The organism is Vibrio sp. 2433-A1 (assembly GCF_056726085.1).
The window spans coordinates 1-23,635 of the sequence record NZ_JBRESC010000009.1 but is presented as its reverse complement, the minus strand read 5'-3'; the positions used below and the strand labels follow the sequence as shown (position 1 = coordinate 23,635).

At 44.1% G+C, this 23,635-nt stretch carries 20 protein-coding genes and 1 pseudogene; 5 read left to right on the top strand and 16 right to left on the bottom strand.

Going from position 1 to position 23,635, the window contains the following annotated elements; all coding sequences use genetic code 11:
- Positions 1–80 precede the first annotated feature (80 nt).
- The 5 genes from nhaA to ACU01J_RS10770 all read right to left on the bottom strand — a co-directional run bounded on the left by nhaA (position 81) and on the right by ACU01J_RS10770 (position 7,231).
- Positions 81–1,262, bottom strand: a complete 1,182-nt coding sequence (gene nhaA, locus ACU01J_RS10790; protein ID WP_481085713.1) for a Na+/H+ antiporter NhaA — start codon at positions 1,260–1,262, stop codon at positions 81–83.
- A 247-nt stretch (positions 1,263–1,509) separates the two neighbouring features.
- Entirely contained in the window at positions 1,510–2,631 is a 1,122-nt protein-coding gene (locus ACU01J_RS10785) for a lipocalin-like domain-containing protein (protein WP_481085712.1), read from the bottom strand.
- Positions 2,632–5,085 (bottom strand): ABC transporter permease, encoded by a 2,454-nt coding sequence (locus tag ACU01J_RS10780; RefSeq protein ID WP_481085711.1) that lies wholly within the window; start codon positions 5,083–5,085, stop codon positions 2,632–2,634.
- The gene (locus tag ACU01J_RS10775) at positions 5,066–5,737 is read right to left on the bottom strand and encodes an ABC transporter ATP-binding protein (RefSeq protein WP_481085710.1); all 672 of its coding nucleotides are present in this window, start codon (positions 5,735–5,737) and stop codon (positions 5,066–5,068) included. Before ACU01J_RS10775 ends, ACU01J_RS10780 begins: the two co-directional genes overlap by 20 nt.
- A gap of 123 nt (positions 5,738–5,860) precedes the next feature.
- Positions 5,861–7,231 (bottom strand): MATE family efflux transporter, encoded by a 1,371-nt coding sequence (locus tag ACU01J_RS10770; protein ID WP_481085709.1) that lies wholly within the window; start codon positions 7,229–7,231, stop codon positions 5,861–5,863.
- 107 nt (positions 7,232–7,338) lie between these two features.
- Between ACU01J_RS10770 and ACU01J_RS10765 the strand changes: the two genes are divergently transcribed.
- Positions 7,339–8,772, top strand: coding sequence for a DUF2867 domain-containing protein (locus tag ACU01J_RS10765; RefSeq protein WP_481085708.1), 1,434 nt, complete (start codon positions 7,339–7,341; stop codon positions 8,770–8,772).
- A gap of 22 nt (positions 8,773–8,794) precedes the next feature.
- Here ACU01J_RS10765 and ACU01J_RS10760 read toward each other — a convergent pair whose 3' ends face one another.
- The 3 genes from ACU01J_RS10760 to rsuA all read right to left on the bottom strand — a co-directional run bounded on the left by ACU01J_RS10760 (position 8,795) and on the right by rsuA (position 11,522).
- Entirely contained in the window at positions 8,795–9,454 is a 660-nt protein-coding gene (locus ACU01J_RS10760) for a DUF2913 family protein (protein WP_481085707.1), read from the bottom strand.
- A complete protein-coding gene (locus tag ACU01J_RS10755; RefSeq protein WP_481085706.1) occupies positions 9,454–10,659 on the bottom strand; it encodes a Bcr/CflA family multidrug efflux MFS transporter in 1,206 nt (401 codons plus the stop codon). The genes ACU01J_RS10760 and ACU01J_RS10755 overlap by 1 nt, the downstream gene beginning before the upstream one ends.
- A gap of 161 nt (positions 10,660–10,820) precedes the next feature.
- Positions 10,821–11,522, bottom strand: coding sequence for a 16S rRNA pseudouridine(516) synthase RsuA (rsuA, locus tag ACU01J_RS10750; protein ID WP_481085705.1), 702 nt, complete (start codon positions 11,520–11,522; stop codon positions 10,821–10,823).
- A gap of 73 nt (positions 11,523–11,595) precedes the next feature.
- Between rsuA and radD the strand changes: the two genes are divergently transcribed.
- From radD to ACU01J_RS10730, 4 genes are all read left to right on the top strand, one after another.
- Positions 11,596–13,338, top strand: coding sequence for a DNA repair helicase RadD (radD, locus tag ACU01J_RS10745; protein WP_481085704.1), 1,743 nt, complete (start codon positions 11,596–11,598; stop codon positions 13,336–13,338).
- Positions 13,339–13,470: 132 nt separating this feature from the next.
- Positions 13,471–13,809 carry a PepSY domain-containing protein gene (locus ACU01J_RS10740; protein WP_481085841.1) on the top strand — a complete coding sequence of 113 codons (339 nt, stop codon included), beginning with the start codon at positions 13,471–13,473 and terminating at the stop codon, positions 13,807–13,809.
- A 13-nt stretch (positions 13,810–13,822) separates the two neighbouring features.
- Positions 13,823–14,482, top strand: coding sequence for a response regulator transcription factor (locus ACU01J_RS10735; protein WP_481085703.1), 660 nt, complete (start codon positions 13,823–13,825; stop codon positions 14,480–14,482).
- A complete protein-coding gene (locus ACU01J_RS10730) occupies positions 14,472–15,815 on the top strand; it encodes an ATP-binding protein (RefSeq protein ID WP_481085702.1) in 1,344 nt (447 codons plus the stop codon). Before ACU01J_RS10735 ends, ACU01J_RS10730 begins: the two co-directional genes overlap by 11 nt.
- 73 nt (positions 15,816–15,888) lie before the next feature.
- On the opposite strand, the gene ACU01J_RS10725 is transcribed toward ACU01J_RS10730, so the two are convergent.
- The 8 genes and pseudogenes from ACU01J_RS10725 to ACU01J_RS10690 all read right to left on the bottom strand — a co-directional run.
- Complete coding sequence (locus ACU01J_RS10725; RefSeq protein ID WP_481085840.1) at positions 15,889–16,608, bottom strand: DUF2931 family protein; 720 nt, start codon at positions 16,606–16,608, stop codon at positions 15,889–15,891.
- A 1-nt stretch (position 16,609) separates the two neighbouring features.
- On the bottom strand, positions 16,610–18,715 hold the full coding sequence (locus ACU01J_RS10720) for a T6SS phospholipase effector Tle1-like catalytic domain-containing protein (RefSeq protein WP_481085701.1): 2,106 nt from the start codon (positions 18,713–18,715) through the stop codon (positions 16,610–16,612).
- Positions 18,712–19,494, bottom strand: coding sequence for a DUF4123 domain-containing protein (locus ACU01J_RS10715; RefSeq protein ID WP_481085700.1), 783 nt, complete (start codon positions 19,492–19,494; stop codon positions 18,712–18,714). The genes ACU01J_RS10720 and ACU01J_RS10715 overlap by 4 nt, the downstream gene beginning before the upstream one ends.
- A complete protein-coding gene (locus ACU01J_RS10710) occupies positions 19,494–19,679 on the bottom strand; it encodes a hypothetical protein (RefSeq protein ID WP_481085699.1) in 186 nt (61 codons plus the stop codon). Before ACU01J_RS10710 ends, ACU01J_RS10715 begins: the two co-directional genes overlap by 1 nt.
- Positions 19,680–19,790: 111 nt before the next feature.
- Positions 19,791–20,522, bottom strand: coding sequence for a DUF2931 family protein (locus ACU01J_RS10705; protein WP_481085698.1), 732 nt, complete (start codon positions 20,520–20,522; stop codon positions 19,791–19,793).
- Between the two features lies 1 nt (position 20,523).
- Positions 20,524–22,596, bottom strand: a complete 2,073-nt coding sequence (locus ACU01J_RS10700; protein WP_481085697.1) for a T6SS phospholipase effector Tle1-like catalytic domain-containing protein — start codon at positions 22,594–22,596, stop codon at positions 20,524–20,526.
- On the bottom strand, positions 22,593–23,375 hold the full coding sequence (locus tag ACU01J_RS10695) for a DUF4123 domain-containing protein (protein WP_481085696.1): 783 nt from the start codon (positions 23,373–23,375) through the stop codon (positions 22,593–22,595). Before ACU01J_RS10695 ends, ACU01J_RS10700 begins: the two co-directional genes overlap by 4 nt.
- Positions 23,375–23,635 (bottom strand): annotated as a pseudogene (locus ACU01J_RS10690) (type VI secretion system tip protein VgrG); the annotation flags it as partial. The pseudogene ACU01J_RS10690 and the gene ACU01J_RS10695, both read right to left, overlap by 1 nt.

The window sequence follows — 23,635 nt, the reverse complement described above, 5'->3', positions numbered from 1 at the left end:
TCAACCATACATAAAAAAGGCCTTGCTCAATCGCAAGGCCTTTAAATTGGACTAAGTTCTAATCCTCAATAACATTTAGATTAGTGATGAGAGTTTAGTTCTTCGTTACTCTCTACTGCTGCATTCTTTGGCAGTGATATGTGAAGTAGGAAGTAACCTAGCAGAGCCGCTGTGGTAGAGCCCATTAAAATACCTAAACGAGCATAAGTATCAAACTCTACATTCACCGTTCCAAACGCCAATGACGAGATAAAGATTGACATCGTAAAACCAATGCCACACAGCACGGACACAGCAAATATATGCATAAAGTTAACGCCTTTAGGCAGTTTAGCAACACCCGACTTCACCGCGACCCAACTGAATGTAAATATTCCTAGAGGTTTCCCTATTAGTAGACCAAGCGCAATACCCAAAGGTAATGCAGAGCCTAAGCTAGATAATGAAACCCCTTCTAATGAAATACCTGCGTTTGCAAAAGCAAAGAGAGGAAGAATAGCAAATGCTACATATGGATGTAATGCATGCTCCATATGTTTAAGTGGAGAATGCTCACCTTTCTTGCCTTTAAGCGGGATAGCAAAACCAATTACAACACCTGCTAGCGTTGCGTGGACACCTGACTTAAGTACGGCGAACCACAAAATGGCACCAACGATCATATACGGCGTCAGTTTGGTTACCTTCTTGGCGTTCAACACAAACAGAGCCGCTGTCATCGCGAACCCAACCGCTAACGCTGTCGTTGATAGGTCACCTGTGTAGAACAGTGCAATAATAACAACAACACCTAGATCATCAATGATTGCTAGAGCAAGTAGGAACACCTTTAAGCTCACTGGCACACGCTTACCCAGTAGCGCCATGATACCTAAGGCAAATGCGATGTCTGTTGCTGCCGGAATTGCCCAACCTTGAATTGCTTGAGCATCGCCAGCGTTGAATGCGACATAAACTAGTGCAGGAGCCAACATCCCCCCGACAGCTGCGATAGCTGGGAAAATAGCCGTTTCTTTAGATTTCAGTGCTCCTTCGAGCAGCTCGCGTTTAACTTCTAAACCAATAAGTAGGAAGAAAACTGCCATTAGGCCATCGTTGATCCAGTGAGAAACTGACATACCTAATATATATGTATGAAGAAAGCCTTGGTATGCGTCGTTTAGATCTGTATTAGCGATTGTCATTGCGATTGCAGCTGCAATCACTAGCAAAATGCCGCCCGCAGACTCCATTTTGAAAAAATCGCGAATAATATCACTCATGAAATTGCCCTTATTTTTATTATGTTAATAAGCGATTAACAAAGAATACAAACGAGTTTATAGAGTTCAATACCTTAGGAATAATCGCTTGTTTAGTGTTTTTATTTCGATTTTTCCGAATAAAACCATCAAATTGCCATTTATTTTCCTTAATTAATTATAGGCAATATCCGCAGATTTCCATACAAACTCCAAAAAGCTGCTTCTCATCACTTGAGAAGGGGCCTAGATAACAGAGCTTATGGTTCTAGTAACCCGTCAACTGCATAAAGCCAACAGCTCGGTGGGTGCCTGTTGTTTTAATCGGCCCTTCACCATAAGGGATGTTGAACGGAAGCCAAATATCACTATTTAGTGCTTGAGCTGTCACATCAATACCATGTTTAGGCACCTTAATAGACCACTTTAAGGGAACGCGTTTGCCATTTTTCAACAAGGTCTCGTTTAGAGGCTCAATGGATATCTCGCTGTCATCCAAGCGTTCTACTTTGCCATCGTTCGATGACAATGTGCCAAACGAGTAAGAAAGCTGCTTATCGTGGCGCGAACGACTTAGCGATATGGTCGTATCGTTATCTAAATGGACAACGAACCAATCCCAACCTCTCTGGCTTTCAGCGAGTAGGCCACTTCCCCACTCTTTACTCATCCATCCTTGGCCAGAAACAGACACCACTTTATTATTATCAAGCTTCAACTCGCCTCTCACCTCAAGGAAAGGAGAAGTAAAGTTATGAGAAGCAATTGGTAATAAATCATGCTTAGGAACATAACCACGTTCACCAGGTATTACAAACGGGCCTTTGGTGAGTGTTTTAAGATTGATTGAAAAATCGTCAGTCTTGACGTCAAGTAATCCTGGAAATGGCGTTTTTCCCAAAGAGCGCCAGTACCAGTTATCAATCCAAAGTTTGAACGGCTGAACTGTCATGCCCGCTTGGCCAATACCACCACGAGCAACACGCTGCTCTCGCCAAACTTGGTCTTTACTAGAGATGACTATATGAGAAATAAATAGCTGAGGGCTCAGCCAGCCGGACATACCACTATCGTTACTAGCAACTCGGAAGTAACTCCACTGGACACCGTATTCGTTGCCCTTTCGGTCTTTCACATTGGCGAAGAAATGCCACCAACCATGTTGGAATTTGTTCTGAAAAGCAAAGTCTCTAGGCAGAATGACTGGGCTATCAGGAAGTACCGGTTCAAAGACTTGATCTCTTGGCGTACGCAAAGCATATGAGAGTTCATCCTCGTGCTCCGCTGCCTCGGATTGATATGAACGATTGAGATAAAGAGTAACGAACGTAACGGCCATCATTACGACAACAAGGAAAATCTTGGTGGTTCTCTTTATCTTAACCTTCATTTACAAAGAATCCCTTAATGCCTTCATTGGCGTACTTTTAATAATCCTAATTACAGGTATTGCCCCGGCGATCATCAGCGAAAGCATCGCCAACGTAGCAGTCTGCATGTATTCACTCGGGATGAACTGCAGCTCTAGTGTCCAACCAAATGATTGTTTAATAATGATATCAACAACTAAGTGGGCTAGTGCAAGACCTAGAGGCATTGCAATCAGTAAAGAGATGGCCCCAAACACGAATAGCTGCAAACTTCCCATTAAGACAAGCTCTCTACCTGACATCCCTAGACAACGGAGCAATGCAATATGTTTTTGCCGCGAGACTTCACCGCCAACAGTAGAGAAGAAGATTCCGAATATCGCAATCACCAAGGTGATATTACCAAGCGTGTCTGCAATAGAGAATGTTCGGTCAAAAACCTTCATCGCTTGATTGTGAATATGACTGTTATCAAACACACGTTCAGAATCGATTCTAAATACGGCTTCGAGTCGACGTTTTAATCCTACCCGATTGACGCCCTCTTTTAGTACTGTGCCTAGGGCGACACTGCCACTTCCAGCATAGGCATACAGCCAATTTCGATGGGAAAGTATCACTTGGTTATACGGATTACCATAATCATAGTAAACCCCCACCACTTGCCAGCCTTGCCCTAACTTACCTGATAAGTCGAGATAATCACCTGGTCTGATGCCAAGTTTAAGAGCCATCGACTCACTGACCATGACACCCTTAGAATGGTGCAACTGATACCAATAGTTTGGTACGCCTAATTTAACCGTGAGCGCATCTAACTCACCTTCTGAAGGACCCGTACTCACAACTTGTAGAGCACCTTTCGCTGTAGAGATTTCTTTCTCCCAACGCCACCAGACAGATTCCACTTCAGGTTGCTTAGATAACCAAGTGCTCATTCGCGCCGCTGAGCTGTTATTTGGGTAGATATATAAATCGGCGGCCAAACGTTGGCTTAACCACTTATCCGTTGTATCACGGAAACTACCAACCATGGTTTCAACACCAATATTGGCTGACATAGCCAACATAAATGCCATGGTTGCGACGCCACGATAACTCATACTTGCAGCGGCATCAGCAAAGAACCAACGTACCTTTACCCAACGCAGCGTATAAGAAAAGCTTTCGAACACTTTCCACACGATATAAGGCGTAAACAGTGCGACACTCAATAACATCAGAGCAATGATAACAAAGCCTGACTCTTGAGTTTGCGGTGCTTGATAAATAGCGACAGCAGCCACACATAGAGCACAAGCGAGCAATGCTTGAACAGTAAACTCAGTGCCAGTGAAACGTACTAGAGATAAGCGAGTCGTCAAACGAACGGGCTGAGAGCGAAGCAAACGAACCAATGGCCATGCACAGGCGATAATCGCACCGAAAGCAGACAGATATAAACTATATAAACTAGTTTGCCACGTCCACTCTATCGCAAGACCGACATTAGCGTTATACAGATCGCCGAGGCTCACAGATACCGTCGGGATTAATTGATTGGCCAATAACATCCCAAACGCATTGCCAAACACCCAGCTGATGACGACTAGCGCAACTAACTCAAGCAGTAACGCTTGGGCCAACTGCCAACCAGACACCCCTGTTTGACGAAGCATTCCGACTAAACGCTGACGTTGCGTCAATGAAAGTGACATCGCTTGATAGAAAATAAACAGACCAACCAAGAAAGCGAGCATACCCATCGCACTCAAGTTCATGTGAAACGCTTGAGTTAATGATTCAAGTTCGGCTCTTGAGCTACGCTTAAGTTCCATTCCGTTGGGCAACATGGATTTAAGCTTGGCCAGTTTTTCTGGTGGCATTTCGCTACAAGCGATCGTTGAAATGCCCGCACTTCGCTCTAGCATGCGAAGTAGTGACATATCAGCAATAATTCGAGTCCCGTTGAGCTGGCCTTTGTCTTCAATAATGACAGGGCCTAACGTGCTGCCATCCGCCAATTCAATTGAGTCTCCATTAGACCACTTCATATGCTTCGCTAGATCAGCACTAACTAAAATTGGGTATGGTGGCTGCATCAGCGCTAAAGAAGAGATATTTTGAAGCAATGTTCCCGATTGAAAATGAATCAGTGCAGCTGGGTCAATGCCGACCAGCATCAAGTCTGCACCGTCAGCGGTATCTACTCGTAAGTTTTCAAATGGTGCACATTGATTAAATCCATCTCTACGCAACTGGACGTAAAAACCTTGAGGGATTTTATTCGTGACATGTTTTGGTCGAATGCGGTATGGAAGTGGATTTGAGAATAGCTTTTCACCATGTTCGTAGCTTTGACGAGCATGTGTGTTGATGGAAGTAACACCAACAAGAAGAGAAACACCTAAGGTAAGACCAAGCCAGACTAAGATTATTTGAAAAGGGTAACGTCTGTAGTGGCCAAGTAGCGCTTTAACTACGGGCCATAACATGAAGTTGTCCTCCTTGAAGTCTCACCTTCCCTTCCATGTGGTCGGCTACTCGCTCACTGTGCGTCACCAATAATAAGGTGCATTCGAGTTGCTTGGTCAACGTCGTCAAAAGACGCATCACCGCTTCTGCGTTTCTTTCGTCGAGACTACCTGTTGGTTCGTCTGCCAAAAGAATTTTCGGCTCCATATATAACGCGCGTGCAATCGCGGCACGTTGCTGCTGGCCACCAGAAACTTCTTCAGGATAACGTCCCAACAAAGGCATAAGATCCAGTGCAGAAAGGATTTGACGCCATAGGCCCTGATCTTCAGGCAGCCCTTTTAGTTGGCGACAAAATCGAATATTGTCAGCGACATTTAGAGTTGGTAGAAGGTTAAACTGTTGAAAGATAAGACCGATGTTGTTGCGACGGTAAGCAGTACGTTTAGTTTCAGAGACGTCGTGCATTGAAAAACTTGGAAACAACACTTCGCCAGAATCAACGGTATCAAGGCCAGCGATAAGGTTTAATAAGGTACTCTTACCTGAACCACTTTCACCCATAAGAGCAACTTGCTCGCCCTGCTTCAATGTTAGCTCAGCACCTTGTAAAACTGGGTGAAACTCACCCCCATCTACGTAGCCTTTACATAGGTCTGTCAGCTGTAACATCGATTCTCTCGTTAACCTTCAAAATAGGAGTGTGAATCTACACTAAATCGCGCTTTCAAGGAAGCAATTTGGATTCTAGATCACAAGATATGCATCAAAACACACTACTTAGACGGTCAATGTCTAATTTTCGATCAAATTTCTAATCCACTTACGTGTATTCATTCGATAGAGAGAACCAAACCATTTAATAAACTCTTCCGTTAAAAAGAGTAAATAGATCCATTCAGGCGACCAGCCTAAGCCAATAGCAGCAAATGCCGCCAGCGGAATACCTATCAGCCATTGCGCGACCAAATCTTGGTATAAACAGAACTTCACATCCCCACCCGCTCGCAATACTCCGACTATCGTCATCATAGGAATGGAACGCAGGATAATCCCGACACTCAAGACGACCATGAATTTCTCTGCGAGTAATCGAGTTTCATTGGTTAATGCGCTAAAGGCATCTAAGACCAATCCTTGAACTAAATAGAGTAAGCCTGCGACCACAATACCAACAAGTAAACTCAGCAGAACCACTCCAATGGCCTGATAGTAAACGGCATCATAGTTTTTGGCACCAATTTGGTTACCCACTAGTACAGCGGCCGCATTGGACATACCGATCAAAAGCGCGAGTGCAATCGACTCTACTGGCGTCATGACCGAAAGCGCTGCCAAGCCTTGCACTCCTGATTGACCCATAATGGCGTGATAGGCAAATAACCCCCCAGCCCATGCAAGAAAGTTAAATGTTGTCGGTAAAGACAAACGAAGAAACTTAGCCACACGTTGCCAGACAATCACTTGGCGAATATCTTCAACGCCAAAGGCTAGCAGGTGTTTGCGGGCATAGAGGTAACCAAACAGAGTCGCTACTTCAATCGCACCACTGAGCACTGTCGCGATCGCCGCGCCTTTGATGCCCATTGGTGGCACACCAAATTTACCAAAAATTAGCACCCAGTTAAGGAAGATGTTCGATAATATCCCGATGCCACTAAAGAATGTACTCAAGCCCGGTTTATGCATTGCGCGTAAGCCAACAGACATACTCGCCACACAAGAGACTGCAAACATAGTAACCGAGGTAATAACCAGATATTCACTACCCAGTTGATTAACCTCTGGATCGCTTGTCGCAAGCCCCATGATCTGACTTGGAAACAATATAAACAACAATGCAGTTAACGCGGCAAAAGCTGTACACACTAGCCATGTTAGAGCTGTACTTTCGCGTACCCCATTGCGGTTATTCGCTCCCCAATATCGTGCAGTAAGTAACGAACCGCCAGTTGTCACACCCACCAGCATAATCGTGGTAACAAAGGTGGCTCTCGCTGCAACACCGACGGCGGCGATTTCCGCCTCCCCTAACTGACCTAGCATAAGGACATCGACTAGGCTTCGGCTTGAGAACATAATGCTCTGAAGCGTAATGGGCATCGCAATTGCGATCAGGCGACGGATGAAATCACCTCGAGTATGGAATAAAACTTGAGAAAGCATGGAGACGAAGCACCTCTGACCGCAACAATATGATATAAGAGCAAAAATAGATTGTGTATTATATGATCAGTCGGAATATGAAACCATAAAAACCATAGGGGTTCAGGATGAAAAAGGTTCTGGTTTTAGGGGCATCAGGGTACGTAGGTTCACAACTTCTTCATAAGCTGTGCGAACAAGGCTATCAAGTCACTGCTGTGTCAAGACACCTCGACTATTTGTCCGCCAGAGTAGAGCCTCACCCGAACCTGACCATGTGTTATCTCGACTTAGCTGATAAACAAGCGACGTTAGACCTGGTCCCTCAATTCGAACTCATCTATTTTCTTGTGCATGGAATGGCTCATGGACATGACTTCCTTGAATATGAAGTCTCTCTGGCTGAACACTTTAAGCAAGCGTTAACCGGTAGCTCGGTCAAACATGTTATTTATTTGAGTGCGATACAACCTCAAACTGGTGATTCTAACCACTTAAAAGCGCGTCGCATGACCGGTGATATTATTAGAAAGTCAGGTATTCCGATTACAGAGCTTCGCGCTGGCGTCATTATCGGCCCTGGCTCTGCCGCTTTTGAGATCATGCGCGACTTTGTCTACAACATGCCAGTTCTAATCACACCAAAGTGGATAGACTCAAAAGCTAACCCTATCGCTCTCGAAAACCTTAATTATTATTTACTCTCCCTTGCGAAAGAGTCCCCTACTCACCACGATATATTTGAGGTTGGAGGCCCTGAAACTCTTACCTATCGCGATCAATTTCATGTCATTGCTCGCGCGGTAAACAAGCCGATAAAGATTTTCCCGACCTGCTTGCTAACGCCGAAAATGGCTTCGCAGTGGCTGGGGGTTGTCACCTCTGTTCCTTCAAGCATTGGCAGTGCGCTACTTTCAGGGCTAGAGCATGATTTTATCGCTGATTCTGAGCGAGTTAAACAGAAGTATCCCCAAGCCATGATCTCTTTTGTTCAGATGGTGACAGAAAGTATTGAGCGTGAAGGTACTTTCGTTCGCAGTAACGTGTGGGGCTTTGACCCAGCGGCACTTTCTCGCTGGCAACCGGGCTATGGTTATTATCCGAAGCAAACAGGCGCATCTATTACGACAACACTTGAAGCCAACCAACTTTGGAAGCTAGTGCGAAAAATTGGTAGTCGTGAAGAAGGCTACTTTTATGCCAATAGCTTATGGCGCACTCGTGAATGGCTCGACATATTCTTTGGTGGCGGCAAACCCATCCGTCGTTCACCAGCAGGGCCAGAATTGCAGGTCGGTGATTATATTGATTCCTGGAAAGTGATTCGCTGTGAAGAGCAGCGTTTTATCTCACTACTATTTGGTATGAAAGGCCCCGGGCTTGGCCGTTTAGAATTTGCCATTGAAGATTTGGGTCAAGAGAGGCGCTTAACGGTTACAGCTTGGTGGCACCCGCAAGGCTTTAGAGGGTTGCTTTACTGGTTCGCAATGATGCCTGCGCATTTGTTTATATTCAAAGGAATGGTCAAAGCCATTGTCCGAAAAGCAAAAGAGCTTCCGTAGTGGAAGCCCTTTTAACGCGTAGTTAAACAGTCAAACTGAGTGGTATTTCAGCCAACTGATTACCTCGGTTTGCTGGGAATACAATGTATTCACCGTGGTACTTCACGTTCGACTTATAATCCGTTACTTTGTGAACCATGAATCCAGCCTCTGCCGCTTTTTCTACGAAGTCAGCATGGTGACCGCGCACAAACCAGCTCATTGGCTTGATCATATCTTCACCATCAAAACAGCTTTCACATTGCTCAGTACACATAGCCAATGAGTTTGGTCCTTCAGTAAAGATCTGTACCTTACCGCAATCAACCAGTTCCTCTGACGTTGTCACTTCCCAATTGTTCTCTTCCATCATATCGATAAAAGCATTAATCTCATGATCTTTGATAGTACGCTCTGGTGCGCCTTCAGGGAAAAACTGACCATAGAACTTAGAAATGCGTTGGAATGTCTGCATTAGACCTGCATTGTTACCTTTAGAACGCCCTGTTTTCTGCCAGCGAATTAAATCATCCGCAACAATACGTGGAAACTGCTGAGACTTAATCGCCTTGGTGATCCAGCGAACAAGGTACAGGTTGTTGGCCGTTGGACCATTAGTTACCTTACCTGATGCATGCTGTACAGCAATTTCGTCTAACGCTTTATTAACCAGTTTTTGTATTTCTATCGTGTATTCAGACATTACGCCTTTCTTCCAAATATCCAATAACATGCTGCCGAAACAATCGAACACATGCTCATAACTGAAATCATCGGCCATGTTACGCCATTAGGCATGAATGCTACAACAGCACCGACAACCGAACCCGTACCAAAACGGAGGGTGCCTGCTAATGAGGAAGCGGTGCCTGCCATTCTCGGGTAGCTGCTGAGCAATAGGCCCATGGTGTTACTACCTATAGTCGATAATGTACCGATAAACATGACTACGAAGATAACGGTTCCCCATAGTCCTGCATCCAATAGCCAAGTAACAAATAAACCAATGCCAGCAATAAGCTGAACCGTTAAGCCAAAGCGTAACATAGTATGCGAGCCTACTTTCTTCACCAAGCGACCATTAATGCTAGTCATAATGATCATTGCGACGATGTTTAAGGCAAATAAGTAACCAAATTGGTCGGGTCTTACCCCATAAATATCAATATAGACAAATGAACCTGCTGTTAAGAAGGCAAACATTCCTGCGAACGAGAAAGCCCCTGAAAAAATCAGCCCCATTGCCACAGGGTTCTTAAACAAGCCCTTGTAGTTGCGTAATGTAGTTCTAATCCGCAAAGGTTGCTTATTCTCATCACTGAGTGTCTCAGGAATTTTCCACATCACAAGTGCAATCACGACTAACGCAAATACGGCTAGAATCCAGAAAATTGCACGCCAGCCAAACCAGACTGCTACGTATCCGCCAATCATTGGCGCAATCAACGGTGCAATGGTTATCACCAGGGTGACAAATGACATCGCACGGGCGAAATCTTCACGATCAAACATATCGCGCACAACAGCTTGAATAATCACTGCAGCGGCCGCGCCAGCAAAACCCTGAGCAGTTCGAACCCAAGTTAAGGCTTCGATCCCTGTCGTCGTCGCACTGACAACTGAGGCTAAACCAAAAAACAACACGCCCAAGATCAACACAGGGCGTCGACCATAACTATCCGCTAGTGGACCATGAATCAACTGACCAATGGCAAACCCTGCGGTATATGCGGTTAATGTTATTTGAACAGCACCTTCATTCACGCCTAAATCTTTGGCGATAGTTGGCATGGCTGGCAAATACATATCAATGGCTAGCGGCGTTAAAGCACCGATTGCCCCCAAGACTAAAAATAATAGAAAACTGATTTGGGGGGCGTTGGTCGTCTCTACCGTTCTTTCAGACATAACTCTCCTACTCGGTTGCGTATCAGATGCAGCCTCCGTGCTGCAACCAAACAGAAAATAACAACACCAATTCTAGGTGTTAGTGAACCGATCTATTTTCAATCAAATCTGTCTAAAAGACTAGTTCCTAATTGGAAATAAACTAATTCCAAAGAGAGGTATTATTTCCAAACAGAAGCGACTTCTTCTTCAGTTAGGTAGCGGTATTCACCTGGTTCTAATGACTCACAAAGCTCGATAGCACCAATGCGTTCACGGTGAAGGTGTTCAACCTTATTACCCAATGCGGCAAACATACGCTTAACTTGGTGATACTTACCTTCAGTAATCGTAAGCAGCACTTCATTTTCTTCTTCGTCGACAATCTCAAGTTGGGCTGGAAGCGTCAAACCCTTCTCATTGCGCAGTTGAATACCTTCTGCAAACTTCGCTGCATAGTCAGCTTGAACTGGGTCAGCAAGCCACACTCGGTAAGTTTTCTCACATTTATGCTTTGGAGAAGTAATACGATGAGACCACTGGCCATCATCAGTAATGAGAACTAGCCCTGTCGTGTCCACATCCAAGCGGCCAGCAAAATGCAGCTCTTCCATCTTCACTTCATCAAGCAGCATAAATGCCGTTTGATTAAAGCCATCTTCATGCGAGCAAACAAAGCCATCAGGCTTAAACAGCATGATATAGCGAGGGCCTGGCTTTTGAATCTCACGCCCTTGCCACTCAACAGTGCAGTCATCCGTCACTTTTACTGAACCACTTTTCTGCACAACATCATTAACTGTTACATCACCACTTTTGATGATTCTTGTTGCCTCTTTACGTGTCGCACCTAGTGCATCACACAAATATTTATCTAAACGCATGAATACCTCATCTTTGTTAGGTGAGGTATTATAGTGCCACTAGACTAAATAGTTGAGCTATTTCACACATTTTATGTATACACTGCGTCCTTATCAGGCTGACTCCGTCAAAGCTGTTATCCATTACTTTCGTAAACACTCTACCCCAGCCGTACTTGTGCTGCCGACTGGTGCAGGGAAAAGCCTTGTCATTGCAGAGCTTGCGCGCCTTGCTAAAGGTCGAGTATTAGTGATGGCCCACGTTAAAGAACTGGTTGAGCAAAACCACGAAAAGTATGAAGGATATGGGCTGAAAGGCTCGATATTTTCAGCAGGTCTTGGCCGCAAAGAGACAGACCAACAAGTGGTGTTTGCGTCAGTCCAGTCCGTAGTACGAAATCTTGACCAATTTAAAAATCAATTTTCGCTGCTCGTCATTGATGAATGCCACCGCGTGCCAGATAACAAAGATACTAGTTATCAAAAAGTCATCAGCCACCTACGTGAACAAAATCCGGGTATTAAAGTACTTGGGTTAACGGCGACGCCTTATCGTTTAGGTATGGGTTGGATTTATCAGTATCACACCCGTGGTCTGGTCAGAAGTGAAGAGCCGCGTTTTTTCAGAGACTGTATCTTCGAGTTACCCATTCGCTACTTGCTTGATGAGAACTTTCTAACACCCGCTCGAATGATGGACGCCCCGGTTTTAAGTTACGACTTTTCTCAGCTAAAACCCGCTAATACTGGGCGATATAAAGAAGCAGAACTCGATATGGTTATCGATAAGGCCAAGCGCGCAACACCACAAATTGTTGAGCAAATTATCCAGCTGGCGAAAGATAAGCAAGGCATCATGATCTTCGCTGCAACGGTTCGCCACGCCCAAGAAATCTATGGTCTACTGCCGCAAGATGAGGTTGCTATCGTGATTGGTGATACGCCAACGCCTGAGCGTGATGCCATCATCCAGAACTTTAAAGATCGAAAAATCAAATTCCTCGTCAACGTGTCTGTATTAACTACGGGCTTCGATGCCCCTCACGTTGACCTTATTGCGATTCTTCGCCCTACAGAGTCGATTAGCCTTTATCAACAAATCGTCGGACGTGGACTACGTTTAGCTCCCGGAAAAGACGAGTGTTTGGTGCTGGATTATGCAGGTAATAGTTATGATCTCTATCAACCAGAAGTAGGTGATACTAAGCCAGATTCAGACAGTGAAATCATCACAATTCCTTGCCCTGCTTGCGGTTTTAACAACAACTTTTGGGGCAAGTTAGATAGCAATGGCTATTTAGTTGAGCACTTCGGTCGCAAATGCCAAGGTTTCTTCGAAGATGATGAAACGGGTGAACGCGAGCACTGCAACTATCGATTCCGTGCTAAATACTGTGGAGAATGCGGAGCTGACAATGATATCGCTGCACGTATCTGCCATGAATGTGATGCAACATTGGTTGACCCAGATAAAAAGCTTAAGGAGGCGTTAAACCTGAAAGATGCATTGGTGTTTGAATGCATAGAGATGGATCTTAGCGTTCATAAAGACGATAAAGGTAAAAGCAGTCTTAAGGTTTGTTATATCGGAGAAAACCAAGCTCAAGTTAGTGAGTTTTGGTCTCTTACCACCAAAAATCAAAAACAACGATTTAAAGACCAGTTTGTTAGATCGCACCTAGCCGATAAGCATCGCCCGTTTGAAGATGCGTCACCGACCAAAGTGGTGAATAGCCAACACCGTTTTCGTCCGCCTCAGTTCGTTATTGCCCGAAAGTCCGGGCGTTTTTGGAAGATGCGCGACAAAATATTTGAAGATGAGCTATCGAATAAATAGCCATTCACTTGGTGTTCATTTTTGCCCATGTATACTGCTATACAGAAATTCGTAAAAGGTAAGATTATGTTCAAGCGACCACTGTTAAGTAGCGCCACAATACTAACTTGTCTGCTGCTCGCCTTCCCTAGCATGGCGAAGAAACACGATCATGACGATCAAGATGGTCACGCACTGGTGCAAGATGTTCATAAACCAGGTGCTAGAATTGAGTTTCAAGAAGACCAAGATGAGGTCTATGAAGCAGTAAAGAAAGGTTATATCAAGCCATTCTCTGAGATGTATGCTGCTGTAGAACGCGATTTACATGGTCGAATTATTCACGTCGAACTCGAAGAAGATGATGATATTTGGATCTACGAACTCAAGATTAATCACGATAACAACATCATCAAAGTTGAATACAACGCAGAAACGCTCGAAATGCTGCAAATCAAAGGTCGAAACCTTAAACAAGCACTAAAAAAATAGAAGATAAAAGCTTATGAAAATTCTTGTAGTGGAAGATGACCCACGCCTAGGCGAACAAATTGTCGAAACTTTGGAGCAAACTGGCTGGGTACCAGAGCTCTCTCAAGATGGCATCGATGCATTGTACCGAGCGACATCTGAAGAGTGGGATGCCATCGTCCTTGATTTAGGCCTTCCTAAACTTGACGGTTTAACGGTTTTGAAAGGTATCCGAGACGAAAACATTAACACACCAGTTGTGATCCTAAGTGCACGAGACACGCTAACTCAACGCGTTGAAGGCTTAAATGCCGGTGCTGACGACTACTTAACCAAACCGTTTGAGATGGTTGAGCTAACCGCCCGCATACGTGCTCAATTGCGCCGCGCTTCGGGGAATGCATCCCCTGTTATGCAAATTGGCAATTTGAGTTTAGACACTCGAACATCCAAGGTGATGTGGCAAGGCTCAGCGATTAGCCTTACAGCTCTAGAGTACAAAGTCGTCGCTTACTTCATGCATAACCCCGAGAAAGTGATTTCACGTACTGAGTTGGTTGAGCATATCTACAAGCAAGACTTTGATCGCGACTCCAACACCATCGAAGTTTTCATTGGTCGTATCCGCAAGAAAATCGCTCCTAAGGTGATCAAAACCGTTCGTGGTCTAGGATATCAGCTTAATGCCGAATAATAAGCGTAACTTGCTTAAGCGCCTGAGTTTAAAAAGCCGCCTAGTACTCGCGGCTATCGTTTGGTTAACTGCAATGGTCATTGCGGCGGGTGTCAGCGTCCCAACCCAAGTATTTAATTACATGGTAGACGACACCAAATCTCAGCTTTCTATTTACATGGATGAGATTTCAGCCTCTCTCGAAGCCGATGAAAAAGGGGCACTGACCCTTACCACCAACCTTTCTGATCCTCGCTTTAACCGTCCATACAGCGGCCTTTATTGGTCAGCACGAACCGATGCGGATTTGCTTCGTTCTCGCTCTCTGTGGGATCAAAAAATAGAAGCAAAAAAAGGCCTTAAGAAAGAGTACTTAGGGGCAAGAAATGAAAAACTCATCTACCTCAAAACAACCCTCTACTACCCAGACTACGATGGCCCAATTGAAGTACTGGTTGGCATTGAAGAACAACCGATTGAAGATACAGTGCGTGATTTGATGAGCCAGCTTTGGATCATCCTAGCCCTGCTCTACTTTGGCGTACTCGCGGTCATCATGCTGCAAGTCCAGTGGTCGTTGCATCCATTAACCAAAATGCACAAAGAGCTCTCACAGCTTCGCTCTGGTGATAAAAAACAGCTCGAAGAAGATTACCCGAAAGAAGTCGCTCCGGTAGTGTCCGACTTGAACGCTTTGGTGTTTCATTATCAAGAACTACTAGAGCGAGCTAGACATCATGCCGGTAACCTCTCTCACGCGTTAAAGACTCCGTTGTCGGTACTTAAGAATGAGATTCATAACTTAGACAGCGAAACACAGAAGCTATTGCACCCGCCTGTTGATCAAATTCAAAGCCAAATCGATTACCACTTAGGCCGAGCTCGTATGGCGGGTTCTAAAAACATCTTGGCAGTTCGTGCTAACCCTTCTGAATGTGTCGACGCGATTTCTATGGCGTTCGATAAGGTCTACGCATCGCGACAAATCGCGCTCATTAATGAACTTGATTCTGATATCGAAGTCGCTGTAGATAAAACTGACCTCGATGAAATGGTGGGTAACTTAGTTGAAAATGCCTATAAATGGTCGTCGAGCATCATTCGGGTTCATTCGCAACGAAGCAACGACGGCGATATTGACATCATCATTGAAGATGACGGTCCGGGTATCCCTGATGACAAAATACAGCAAGCCGTTAAACGTGGCGTTCGTCTTGATGAAACCACACCCGGCACAGGTTTAGGCCTAAATATCGTTAGTGAAATGTCTCATAGCTATCGCGGCAAACTGACTTTATCCTCTAGCTCAATGGGCGGATTGAAAGCAGTACTTTCATTTAAGTCTTCAAACTAGTTTTAGCTAAAACTATAAAGGCGATGCACCTACATCGCCTTTTATTTATTTGGATTGATTAATCCCGGCCAGCTTAATTGATATCTGAGTATACTTTATTAACCTTTTCCCATGGGATTGGGTCTAAAGTCGCGCCTGCTTCTTTTGCTCTTTTCTGAATTTGTGTAAGGTACGAACGTTTTTTATAATCTTCCGCACTAAAGCCCTGCGCGTCTTTATCCATTACTTTTTCTGGTTTTAGCTCTGCGAGATAAATTAACTCTCCGCAACCTTTTAAAAAGACTTTTGCTTGACCGTTTGGCAAGAGGCCAAAGACAAACTCTGTGCGATAACATGAATCAACAATGAAGCCATCCTTTCTCTTATAGCTTACCATCTCAGAACTCAACTTCTTTACATCATCCGTTAACCTATATTTGGTTTGATAAAACTTGTTATTTATCAAGGATGTCCAGTATAGATTAATATCATCAGGGAGCTCATTTACTGCAGAAATCTGACGATTTCTCATCATAGTGAAGTTGCTCAAAGGTAATCCATATCCGTCATATGATGGTAACCAGTCCTGAGCATCCTCTAAGTCACTTGATGAGAAAAACTGAGTATAGTTGTGGATTGGAGAAACCCACTCACTATCTTTGTTAGTGCCATATGCCTGTGTAACAAAAACAGGGTAAAAAGAAGGCATTGATACACTCACTCGCCACTTTGAATCTGGGGCGTATGACGCCTGCGCTGTACAAGCACTCACAAGTGTCGATACTGTTACTAACAACGTTAATTTTATTGACACTTTACTTTCCTTCTTCGCAGTCATAACTTGCTCGCATATAGCGTTCTTGCTTATCATCATAAAGAGGCTTAAACACCATGCTATCATCAGACGAGTGGTGAACTAAATTGAGATCTAAAAATTCCTGCCGTCTCTCTTGGTTTGAAAGCATCTCTACTAACTCATCATAATTACCTAGTTTTGCGCACTCCAATACTTTTTCATTCAGTTCTTTAAATTCTGAACTATTGTCGCTAATTACATAGTGAGGGTTAGTCGTCCACGTCGAGTCCTCATCATTTACAAACGGTACTTTATGAAATAGGCACAAACCGTACATAAGTCGAAGATATAAGCGTGATAATTCTCCCTCAACAGCCCGCTTAATATACAAGCTTCCACTAACTATTTGTCTATCGTCTCCCGTTCGCCTAAAAGAAAGCTGAGGCTCTGAGTAATGGTCACTACCCCAGCCTGTTTTCTGATCTAATAAGCGGTATTCATCCAACTTATCGCATACGTATTTTATCGCACGCTTTTTTTCTGAGCTATTGGAGAATGATCGGCTAACTCTCTTAATTCTTTTCTTTTCTAACAAAGGTAATAAATAATCTTTGTTGCTGTAACTCATCCTACATTGATACCCGCCACCAATATCAGAGTGTGCTCCTGGTAACTCTAACTCCTTAAAATGAGTTGCTTTATTTAACCTATTCAAACTGAAGTTATACCTACATTCAAGTGTAGGATCAGCCGTCAAATGTACAGCGTTCCTCACACGCTCTGGGTCTAACCACAAACGAACTTTCCCATTATCTGAGTGAGTACTAAAATCGACGTTGAGTAAGGTTTCAGAGTCTAAAGAAAATAGATGAACAACTGATGCAACTGTGTCAAACAGACCTGCGAACGTTATTTCACAGCTAGAGCTCTCCACAGAGGATTCCCCCCAATTGAAACTAGAGCTCAAAATCAGGTTATTCCTTTTACACGCCTTATTAAAGGCTTGAACAAACTCTCCATCTTCACCGTCGAGTACAACATTAATAAAATGCCGTGCAGCAGCAGCTCCTCGACTAAAACCAAAAACATCAAATTGAAGTTTATTGATGCCGTCATAGGTATCAGATATATCTCCTGAGAAATCAGCAATACTCTCCTCTAGCTGCTCAACACCAGTTGTTACTTTAGCAGTGACGCCATATTTGCCAATACCTGTCCCTTGGCCAAGTAGCGATTCATCAGCTGGTTCAATCGCCTTGCTATTGCCAGTCCCAATCCCCGTTATATACTCTGAATGTAAGTACGTAAGTTTGTCCTTATCAAACTTTCCGCTCAAATATAGATCATATAACTTCTGTATATTGGTCAGCTCATTTGTAGCACTACCCTCAACGGTTTCTGTATCCTCATCATCACCAGTAAACAACTTCTGAAAGAAGCCTTTTTCTTGTGGATAAGCAAAGCAATCATCTGACAATTCTGTTATTGGGATATCATCTTTGGGCAATCCAGTCCGCTTCGAAATCAACTCGCATTCCGCCTCATACTTCGGTCGCCACTTGTAGTAATACTTATTTAACTCTTTCTTACCCCACTCGGCGCTGTAGGTATTGTTGCCCGTGCCATCAAAGAACATCCCGACACGCAGGGTAATAAAGTTGAAGCCTCTTACCTGTAACACGTAGCTCTTGTCAGTAATGAGTTTCAGAGAGTCAGCTTTGCCTTTTTCATGGCGGCTTGGTAGTGATTGCCCCTCGGCGAGTTCGGTTAAGTCTCCGGCTGTGATTTCTAAGAACTCCGGTTTCACACCTTCTTTATTCACGTACTCAGTGGCGAAATCAGCCGTAGGTTTCAAGTCTGCATTAGGCTTATGCTCATCTTTTTGAGATTCCAATAACCACTGTTCACTGTCTAAGTTAAGCAATACAGGACCGGAGGCTAATCCTTCAAGGTAGATGGGCTCTTCGCCTAACGTAACGCTGAACTCATTACCTGCAGAATCAGTCAGCGTTCCAGAGACACCAATAAAAGGCTGATTAAACTCATCCCTTACAAATATTTCGATCCAGCGATTACACTGCTCACATGGCAAAAAGTAAGCGCTACTGCCTGTTTCAATACTCATGTCCAAACCTCTTTCAGGGTTTCTAGTTCTTTAAGCTCTTCAAGGTTTAAATGAAAAGGCCGCGACAATTCACTTAGGTGTGTTTGAGTCTGACAAGTCACCTCAACCAAAACGCAGGCCTCCATTTGCTCTTGTGGATAGCCTCTTTCCTTTGCTTTCTTCAATGCATTCAAAATCACATCATTCGGATCAGCGAGCCGCTCCATCATTTTAGGGAACAGATTCCACCATCTTCGTTCAATGGACTTGGCGTGAGTATTTTCGTTATAAAGTGCCGTCAGGTGATACGTTTGAACCTTCCACCATGTATCTTCGTTTAGCGTAAATTCAACCTTAGATTGGTTGATATAACAGGCCAGAGACTCATTTACGATGGCAAGCTGGTCGATGTTGCCCAGCAAGCTGTTTACTTCACTCTCTTCCATTGCAAGCAGCATGGGGCCAATCACTTGCGTGTCGTAAAAGCGAAACATCACTTCCTCACCTTCATAAGAAACAAGTAGTAAACTTCGTAAATGCTCGATAAGCTGATCAAATTCAGCTGCGCTTTGTATCCCTATGCCGAGATCGAGTACGTCACTTTTCACACTGAGCAACTGCTCTGAGGCGGGTACTATCCATGGTGATAGCGTTTTCGCTGACTCGAACATAGGGCCTGAGAAAAGAGGCATTGAATCGTCAAACCCAAAACCAGACGCTTTAACCGCTTGCTGATGAGCATTAGCGTCGGCCAGCCAATAGTAGTTGCCTTCACTCAATTGAAACCATTCAGATAGCATTATTTCGCCCCTTCCTGTGGACAAGGTTTAACAAGAGGAATACGACTTTCTTCAGCTAACAACAAGGATTGATGGCGTACTGCTTTTGCGACATCTGGTGTAGCGGGCGCTTCTACCCCGTCTGGCAGAGTAGCGATTTGCCCACTGTAAGCACTCCCTTGACCCGCGCTACCACCAGCATTCAAGTTAATTGCAGGGCCACTTAAACTAACACCACTGCCATCAACTGTGACAAAGCTTCCTCCCGCTTTTAAGGTAATAGTTGCCTAGGAAGTATATCCACTACAAGCTCACCACTATAGGTTAGTAACCTTGTTAGAACCGGAATAGACTTTATTGACCTTATCCCAAGGGATTGGGTCTAAAGTCGCGCCTGCTTCTTTTGCTCTTTCATTGATTCGCGCGCTATAGTTAGCTTTGTAAATTTCGGCATTGTTACCACGCGAGTCTGCTTCAAGCTCAGCATCTGGCATTAGTTCTGTTACGTATTTATACTCGCCGCAACCATCTAGCCACACCTTAGTGTTTCCATTAGGTAAAAATCCAAAAACAATATCACTTTGATAGCAATCTAGGACAGCCCCATCCCATGTCGTCATTTGCCTTTTTGTAACCATCAGTGATTTGACTTCTTTAGTTAAGTCAAATTTAGTCACAAAGAATCTTGTATTGCTTATCGATGCCCAATATACAAATACGCTATCTGGCAATGTTTTCGTACCACCAACTTGTCTTTTCATAGTTACTGGAGTTCCTAAAACGAGACTAAAGCCGTCGTAATCAGGTGACTTTTTCTTCAATTTACTGAGATCGGTTCTTGTCAGAAAGTGCATATCGTTATGAACAAATGAAGTCCAATCTTGCTCTTCATTCACCCCGTAAGCTTCGGTAATTTTCGCAGGATACAATGAAGACATCGCATAACCAATTCGCCATTTGGGCATATCTTCAGGGACACTAGGTACTTTTGCGAATGCATTGGACACTACCGGAACGACCAGTAGTAATGCAGCCATTAATTGCTTCATCTTAGCTTTCCTTTTTGCATTCAAATATTTCTCGAACAAATGTATCGCCATGCTCATGTGGTTTGTTTGCGATAGAACAATCTGAAGAGTGGTGAATTAAGTTCGCTTTCATAAGACTAACCATGATAGAGCTATCTTTCACATCTTCAATATTACTAACATCAAGCTCTCCTAAAAGCTCACCACTTTTGGCAGCAGATAACGCTTTTTTGCAAAACTCTCCAAAGTCATAATTACCAACGACTTTCGGCACAGAGTAATAGCTATCCCCTTCTTCATTCCAAACCTCGCCTTGTTCATCATTTAGGGGGACTTTCGCATGTTCAGCAAGCCCAAACATAACGCGAAGATACAATCGTGATAAATCGCCTTCTACTATTCGCTTCTTCTGAAGGGTACCTTGCAAATAAGCTTGCTCATCCCGTCCATGACTTACTGTCTCGTAAGCAATGATATAGTCGTCTTTATTCCACCCTAAAGACACTTCATGGTCGATAACTTCTTTGAACTTTTCATCTAGTGACACCTTCACCTTATCGTAATTCCAACGTCCAACATCTCGCCTTAATCTTTTAACTGGTTTTACTTCTAGGAGGGGTAACAAATATCGATCCTGTGTCTGACCTCCGACAGTGTCATAAGCTATCGTAGACTGGTAGCCGCCTCCAAGATCAGAGTGCGCTCCGGGGACGACATATTCTTTGAACTTACCATTTGGATTTACTTTGTTCAGACAAAAGTTATACCTATATTCGGTCTTCTTATGAGCCGTAAGGTGAACAACGTTTTCAATACGATCTGGCTCTAGCCACAGCCTTACGTCACCGTTATCATCGTTATGAGGAGTAAAGTCGCCGCTAAATGGGTCAAAAATTGCAGCAACCGTGTCAAAAACACCAACAAACTTTATACAGCACGATTCGTTGCTAGACCAATCATAACCAGACTTCAAAGCAATTGAACTGGACTTACATACCTCGGTAAACTTGGTTGCAAATAGGCCTTTTTCACCATCCACGATAACATTTGTAAAGTGCCTTGCCGCTGCTGCACCTCGACTAAATCCAAAAACATCGAGCTCCAATTTAGATATACCATCAACCATACCGTCCACATAAGCACGAGATTGACGAATCTGCTTGAGGTTATCACACAGCGTATTTATTCCAGCCTCAACTTTGGCCACTACACCATAGTCACCTGTTCCAAATGCCTGCCCTGGCACTACGGACTCATCAGCTGGTTTAGTGTTATCTTTCTCGTTACCAGTACCTATACCTGTAATATACTCCGGATGTAGAAATACGTTTTTCTCTTCATCAAACACATCATCCGGATACAAATCATGTAGTTTCTGGATATTCGTCAGTTCATTTGCTGCACTTCCATCAACAGCAAAGTCCTCTTCCCAAAAGAAATGAAACTTTTCATCCTTTGGATATTTGAACATATCCTCAGACCATTGAGTCACAGGTTTATTTTTATTCACCTCATACTTCGGTCGCCACTTGTAGTAATACTTATCTAACTCTTTCTTACCCCATTCTGCGCTGTAGGTATTGTTGCCAGTGCCATCAAAGAACATCCCAACACGTAGGGTGATAAAGTTGAAGCCTCTTACTTGTAACACGTAGCTCTTGTCGGTAATGAGTTTCAGTGAGTCAGCTTTACCTTTCTCATGGCGAGTCGGTAATGATTGCCCCTCGGCGAGTTCGGTTAAGTCTCCGGCAGTGATTTCTAAGAGCTCAGGCTTAGCACCCTCTGCATTCACGTACTCGCTAGCGAAATCAGCCGTAGGTTTCGAGTCTACATTCGGCTTATGCTCATCTTTTTGTGATTCTAATAACCACTGTTCACTGTCTAAGTTCAGGAGTACAGGGCCGGAGGCTAATCCTTCAAGATAGATGGGCGCTTCGCCTAACGTAACGCTGAACTCATTACCTGCAGAATCAGTCAGCGTTCCAGAGACACCAATAAAAGGCTGATTAAACTCATCCCTTACAAATATTTCGATCCAGCGATTACACTGTTCGCACGGCAAAAAGTAAGCGCTACTGCCTGTTTCAATACTCATGTCCAAACCTCTTTCAGGCTTTCTAATTCTTTAAGTTCTTCAAGATTTAAATGAAAAGGCTGCGACAATTCACTTAGGTGTGTTTGAGTCTGACAAGTCACCTCAACCAAAACGCAGGCCTCCATTTGCTCTTGTGGATAGCCTCTTTCCTTTGCTTTCTTCAATGCATTCAGAATCACATCATTCGGATCAGCGAGCCGCTCCATCATTTTAGGGAACAGATTCCACCATCTTCGTTCGATGGATTTGGCGTGAGTATTTTCGTTATAAAGTGCCGTCAGGTGATACGGTTGAACCTTCCACCATGTATCTGTGTTTAGCGTAAACTCAACCTTAGATTGGTTGATGTAACAGGCAAGAGACTCGTTTGCGATGGCAAGTTGGTCGATATTACCTAGCAAACTGTTTACTTCACTCTCTTCCATTGCAAGCAGCATTGGCCCAATCACTTGCTTGTCGTAAAAGCGAAACATCACTTCCTCACCTTCATAAGAAGCAAGTAGTAAACTTCGTAAGTGCTCGATGAGCTGTTCAAATTCAGCTGCGCTTTGAATCCCTATACCGAGATCGAGTACGTCACTTTTCACACTGAGCAACTGCTCTGAGGCGGGTACTATCCATGGTGATAGCGTTTTCGCTGACTCGAACATAGGGCCTGAGAAAAGAGGCATTGAATCGTCAAACCCAAAACCAGACGCTTTAACCGCTTGCTGATGAGCATTAGCGTCGGCCAGCCAATAGTAGTTGCCTTCACTCAATTGAAACCATTCAGATAGCATTATTTCGCCCCTTCCTGTGGACAAGGCCTAACAAGAGGTATGCGACTTTCTTCAGCTAACAACAAGGATTGATGGCGTACTGCTTTTGCGACATCTGGTGTAGCGGGCGCTTCTACCCCGTCTGGCAGAGTAGCGATTTGCCCACTGTAAGCACTCCCTTGACCCGCGCTACCACCAGCATTCAAGTTAATTGCAGGGCCACTTAAACTAACACCACTGCCATCAACTGTGACAAAGCTTCCTCCCGCTTTTAAGGTAAT

Bases quoted from the DNA above. Each gene is read 5' to 3' on its own strand.
- nhaA (WP_481085713.1), bottom strand. From the start codon at position 1,262: ATGAGTGATATTATTCGCGATTTTTTCAAAATGGAGTCTGCGGGCGGC.
- ACU01J_RS10785 (WP_481085712.1), bottom strand. From the start codon at position 2,631: ATGAAGGTTAAGATAAAGAGAACCACCAAGATTTTCCTTGTTGTCGTA.
- ACU01J_RS10780 (WP_481085711.1), bottom strand. From the start codon at position 5,085: ATGTTATGGCCCGTAGTTAAAGCGCTACTTGGCCACTACAGACGTTAC.
- ACU01J_RS10775 (WP_481085710.1), bottom strand. From the start codon at position 5,737: ATGTTACAGCTGACAGACCTATGTAAAGGCTACGTAGATGGGGGTGAG.
- ACU01J_RS10770 (WP_481085709.1), bottom strand. From the start codon at position 7,231: ATGCTTTCTCAAGTTTTATTCCATACTCGAGGTGATTTCATCCGTCGC.
- ACU01J_RS10765 (WP_481085708.1), top strand. From the start codon at position 7,339: ATGAAAAAGGTTCTGGTTTTAGGGGCATCAGGGTACGTAGGTTCACAA.
- ACU01J_RS10760 (WP_481085707.1), bottom strand. From the start codon at position 9,454: ATGTCTGAATACACGATAGAAATACAAAAACTGGTTAATAAAGCGTTA.
- ACU01J_RS10755 (WP_481085706.1), bottom strand. From the start codon at position 10,659: ATGTCTGAAAGAACGGTAGAGACGACCAACGCCCCCCAAATCAGTTTT.
- rsuA (WP_481085705.1), bottom strand. From the start codon at position 11,522: ATGCGTTTAGATAAATATTTGTGTGATGCACTAGGTGCGACACGTAAA.
- radD (WP_481085704.1), top strand. From the start codon at position 11,596: ATGTATACACTGCGTCCTTATCAGGCTGACTCCGTCAAAGCTGTTATC.
- ACU01J_RS10740 (WP_481085841.1), top strand. From the start codon at position 13,471: ATGGCGAAGAAACACGATCATGACGATCAAGATGGTCACGCACTGGTG.
- ACU01J_RS10735 (WP_481085703.1), top strand. From the start codon at position 13,823: ATGAAAATTCTTGTAGTGGAAGATGACCCACGCCTAGGCGAACAAATT.
- ACU01J_RS10730 (WP_481085702.1), top strand. From the start codon at position 14,472: ATGCCGAATAATAAGCGTAACTTGCTTAAGCGCCTGAGTTTAAAAAGC.
- ACU01J_RS10720 (WP_481085701.1), bottom strand. From the start codon at position 18,715: ATGAGTATTGAAACAGGCAGTAGCGCTTACTTTTTGCCATGTGAGCAG.
- ACU01J_RS10715 (WP_481085700.1), bottom strand. From the start codon at position 19,494: ATGCTATCTGAATGGTTTCAATTGAGTGAAGGCAACTACTATTGGCTG.
- ACU01J_RS10705 (WP_481085698.1), bottom strand. From the start codon at position 20,522: ATGAAGCAATTAATGGCTGCATTACTACTGGTCGTTCCGGTAGTGTCC.
- ACU01J_RS10700 (WP_481085697.1), bottom strand. From the start codon at position 22,596: ATGAGTATTGAAACAGGCAGTAGCGCTTACTTTTTGCCGTGCGAACAG.
- ACU01J_RS10695 (WP_481085696.1), bottom strand. From the start codon at position 23,375: ATGCTATCTGAATGGTTTCAATTGAGTGAAGGCAACTACTATTGGCTG.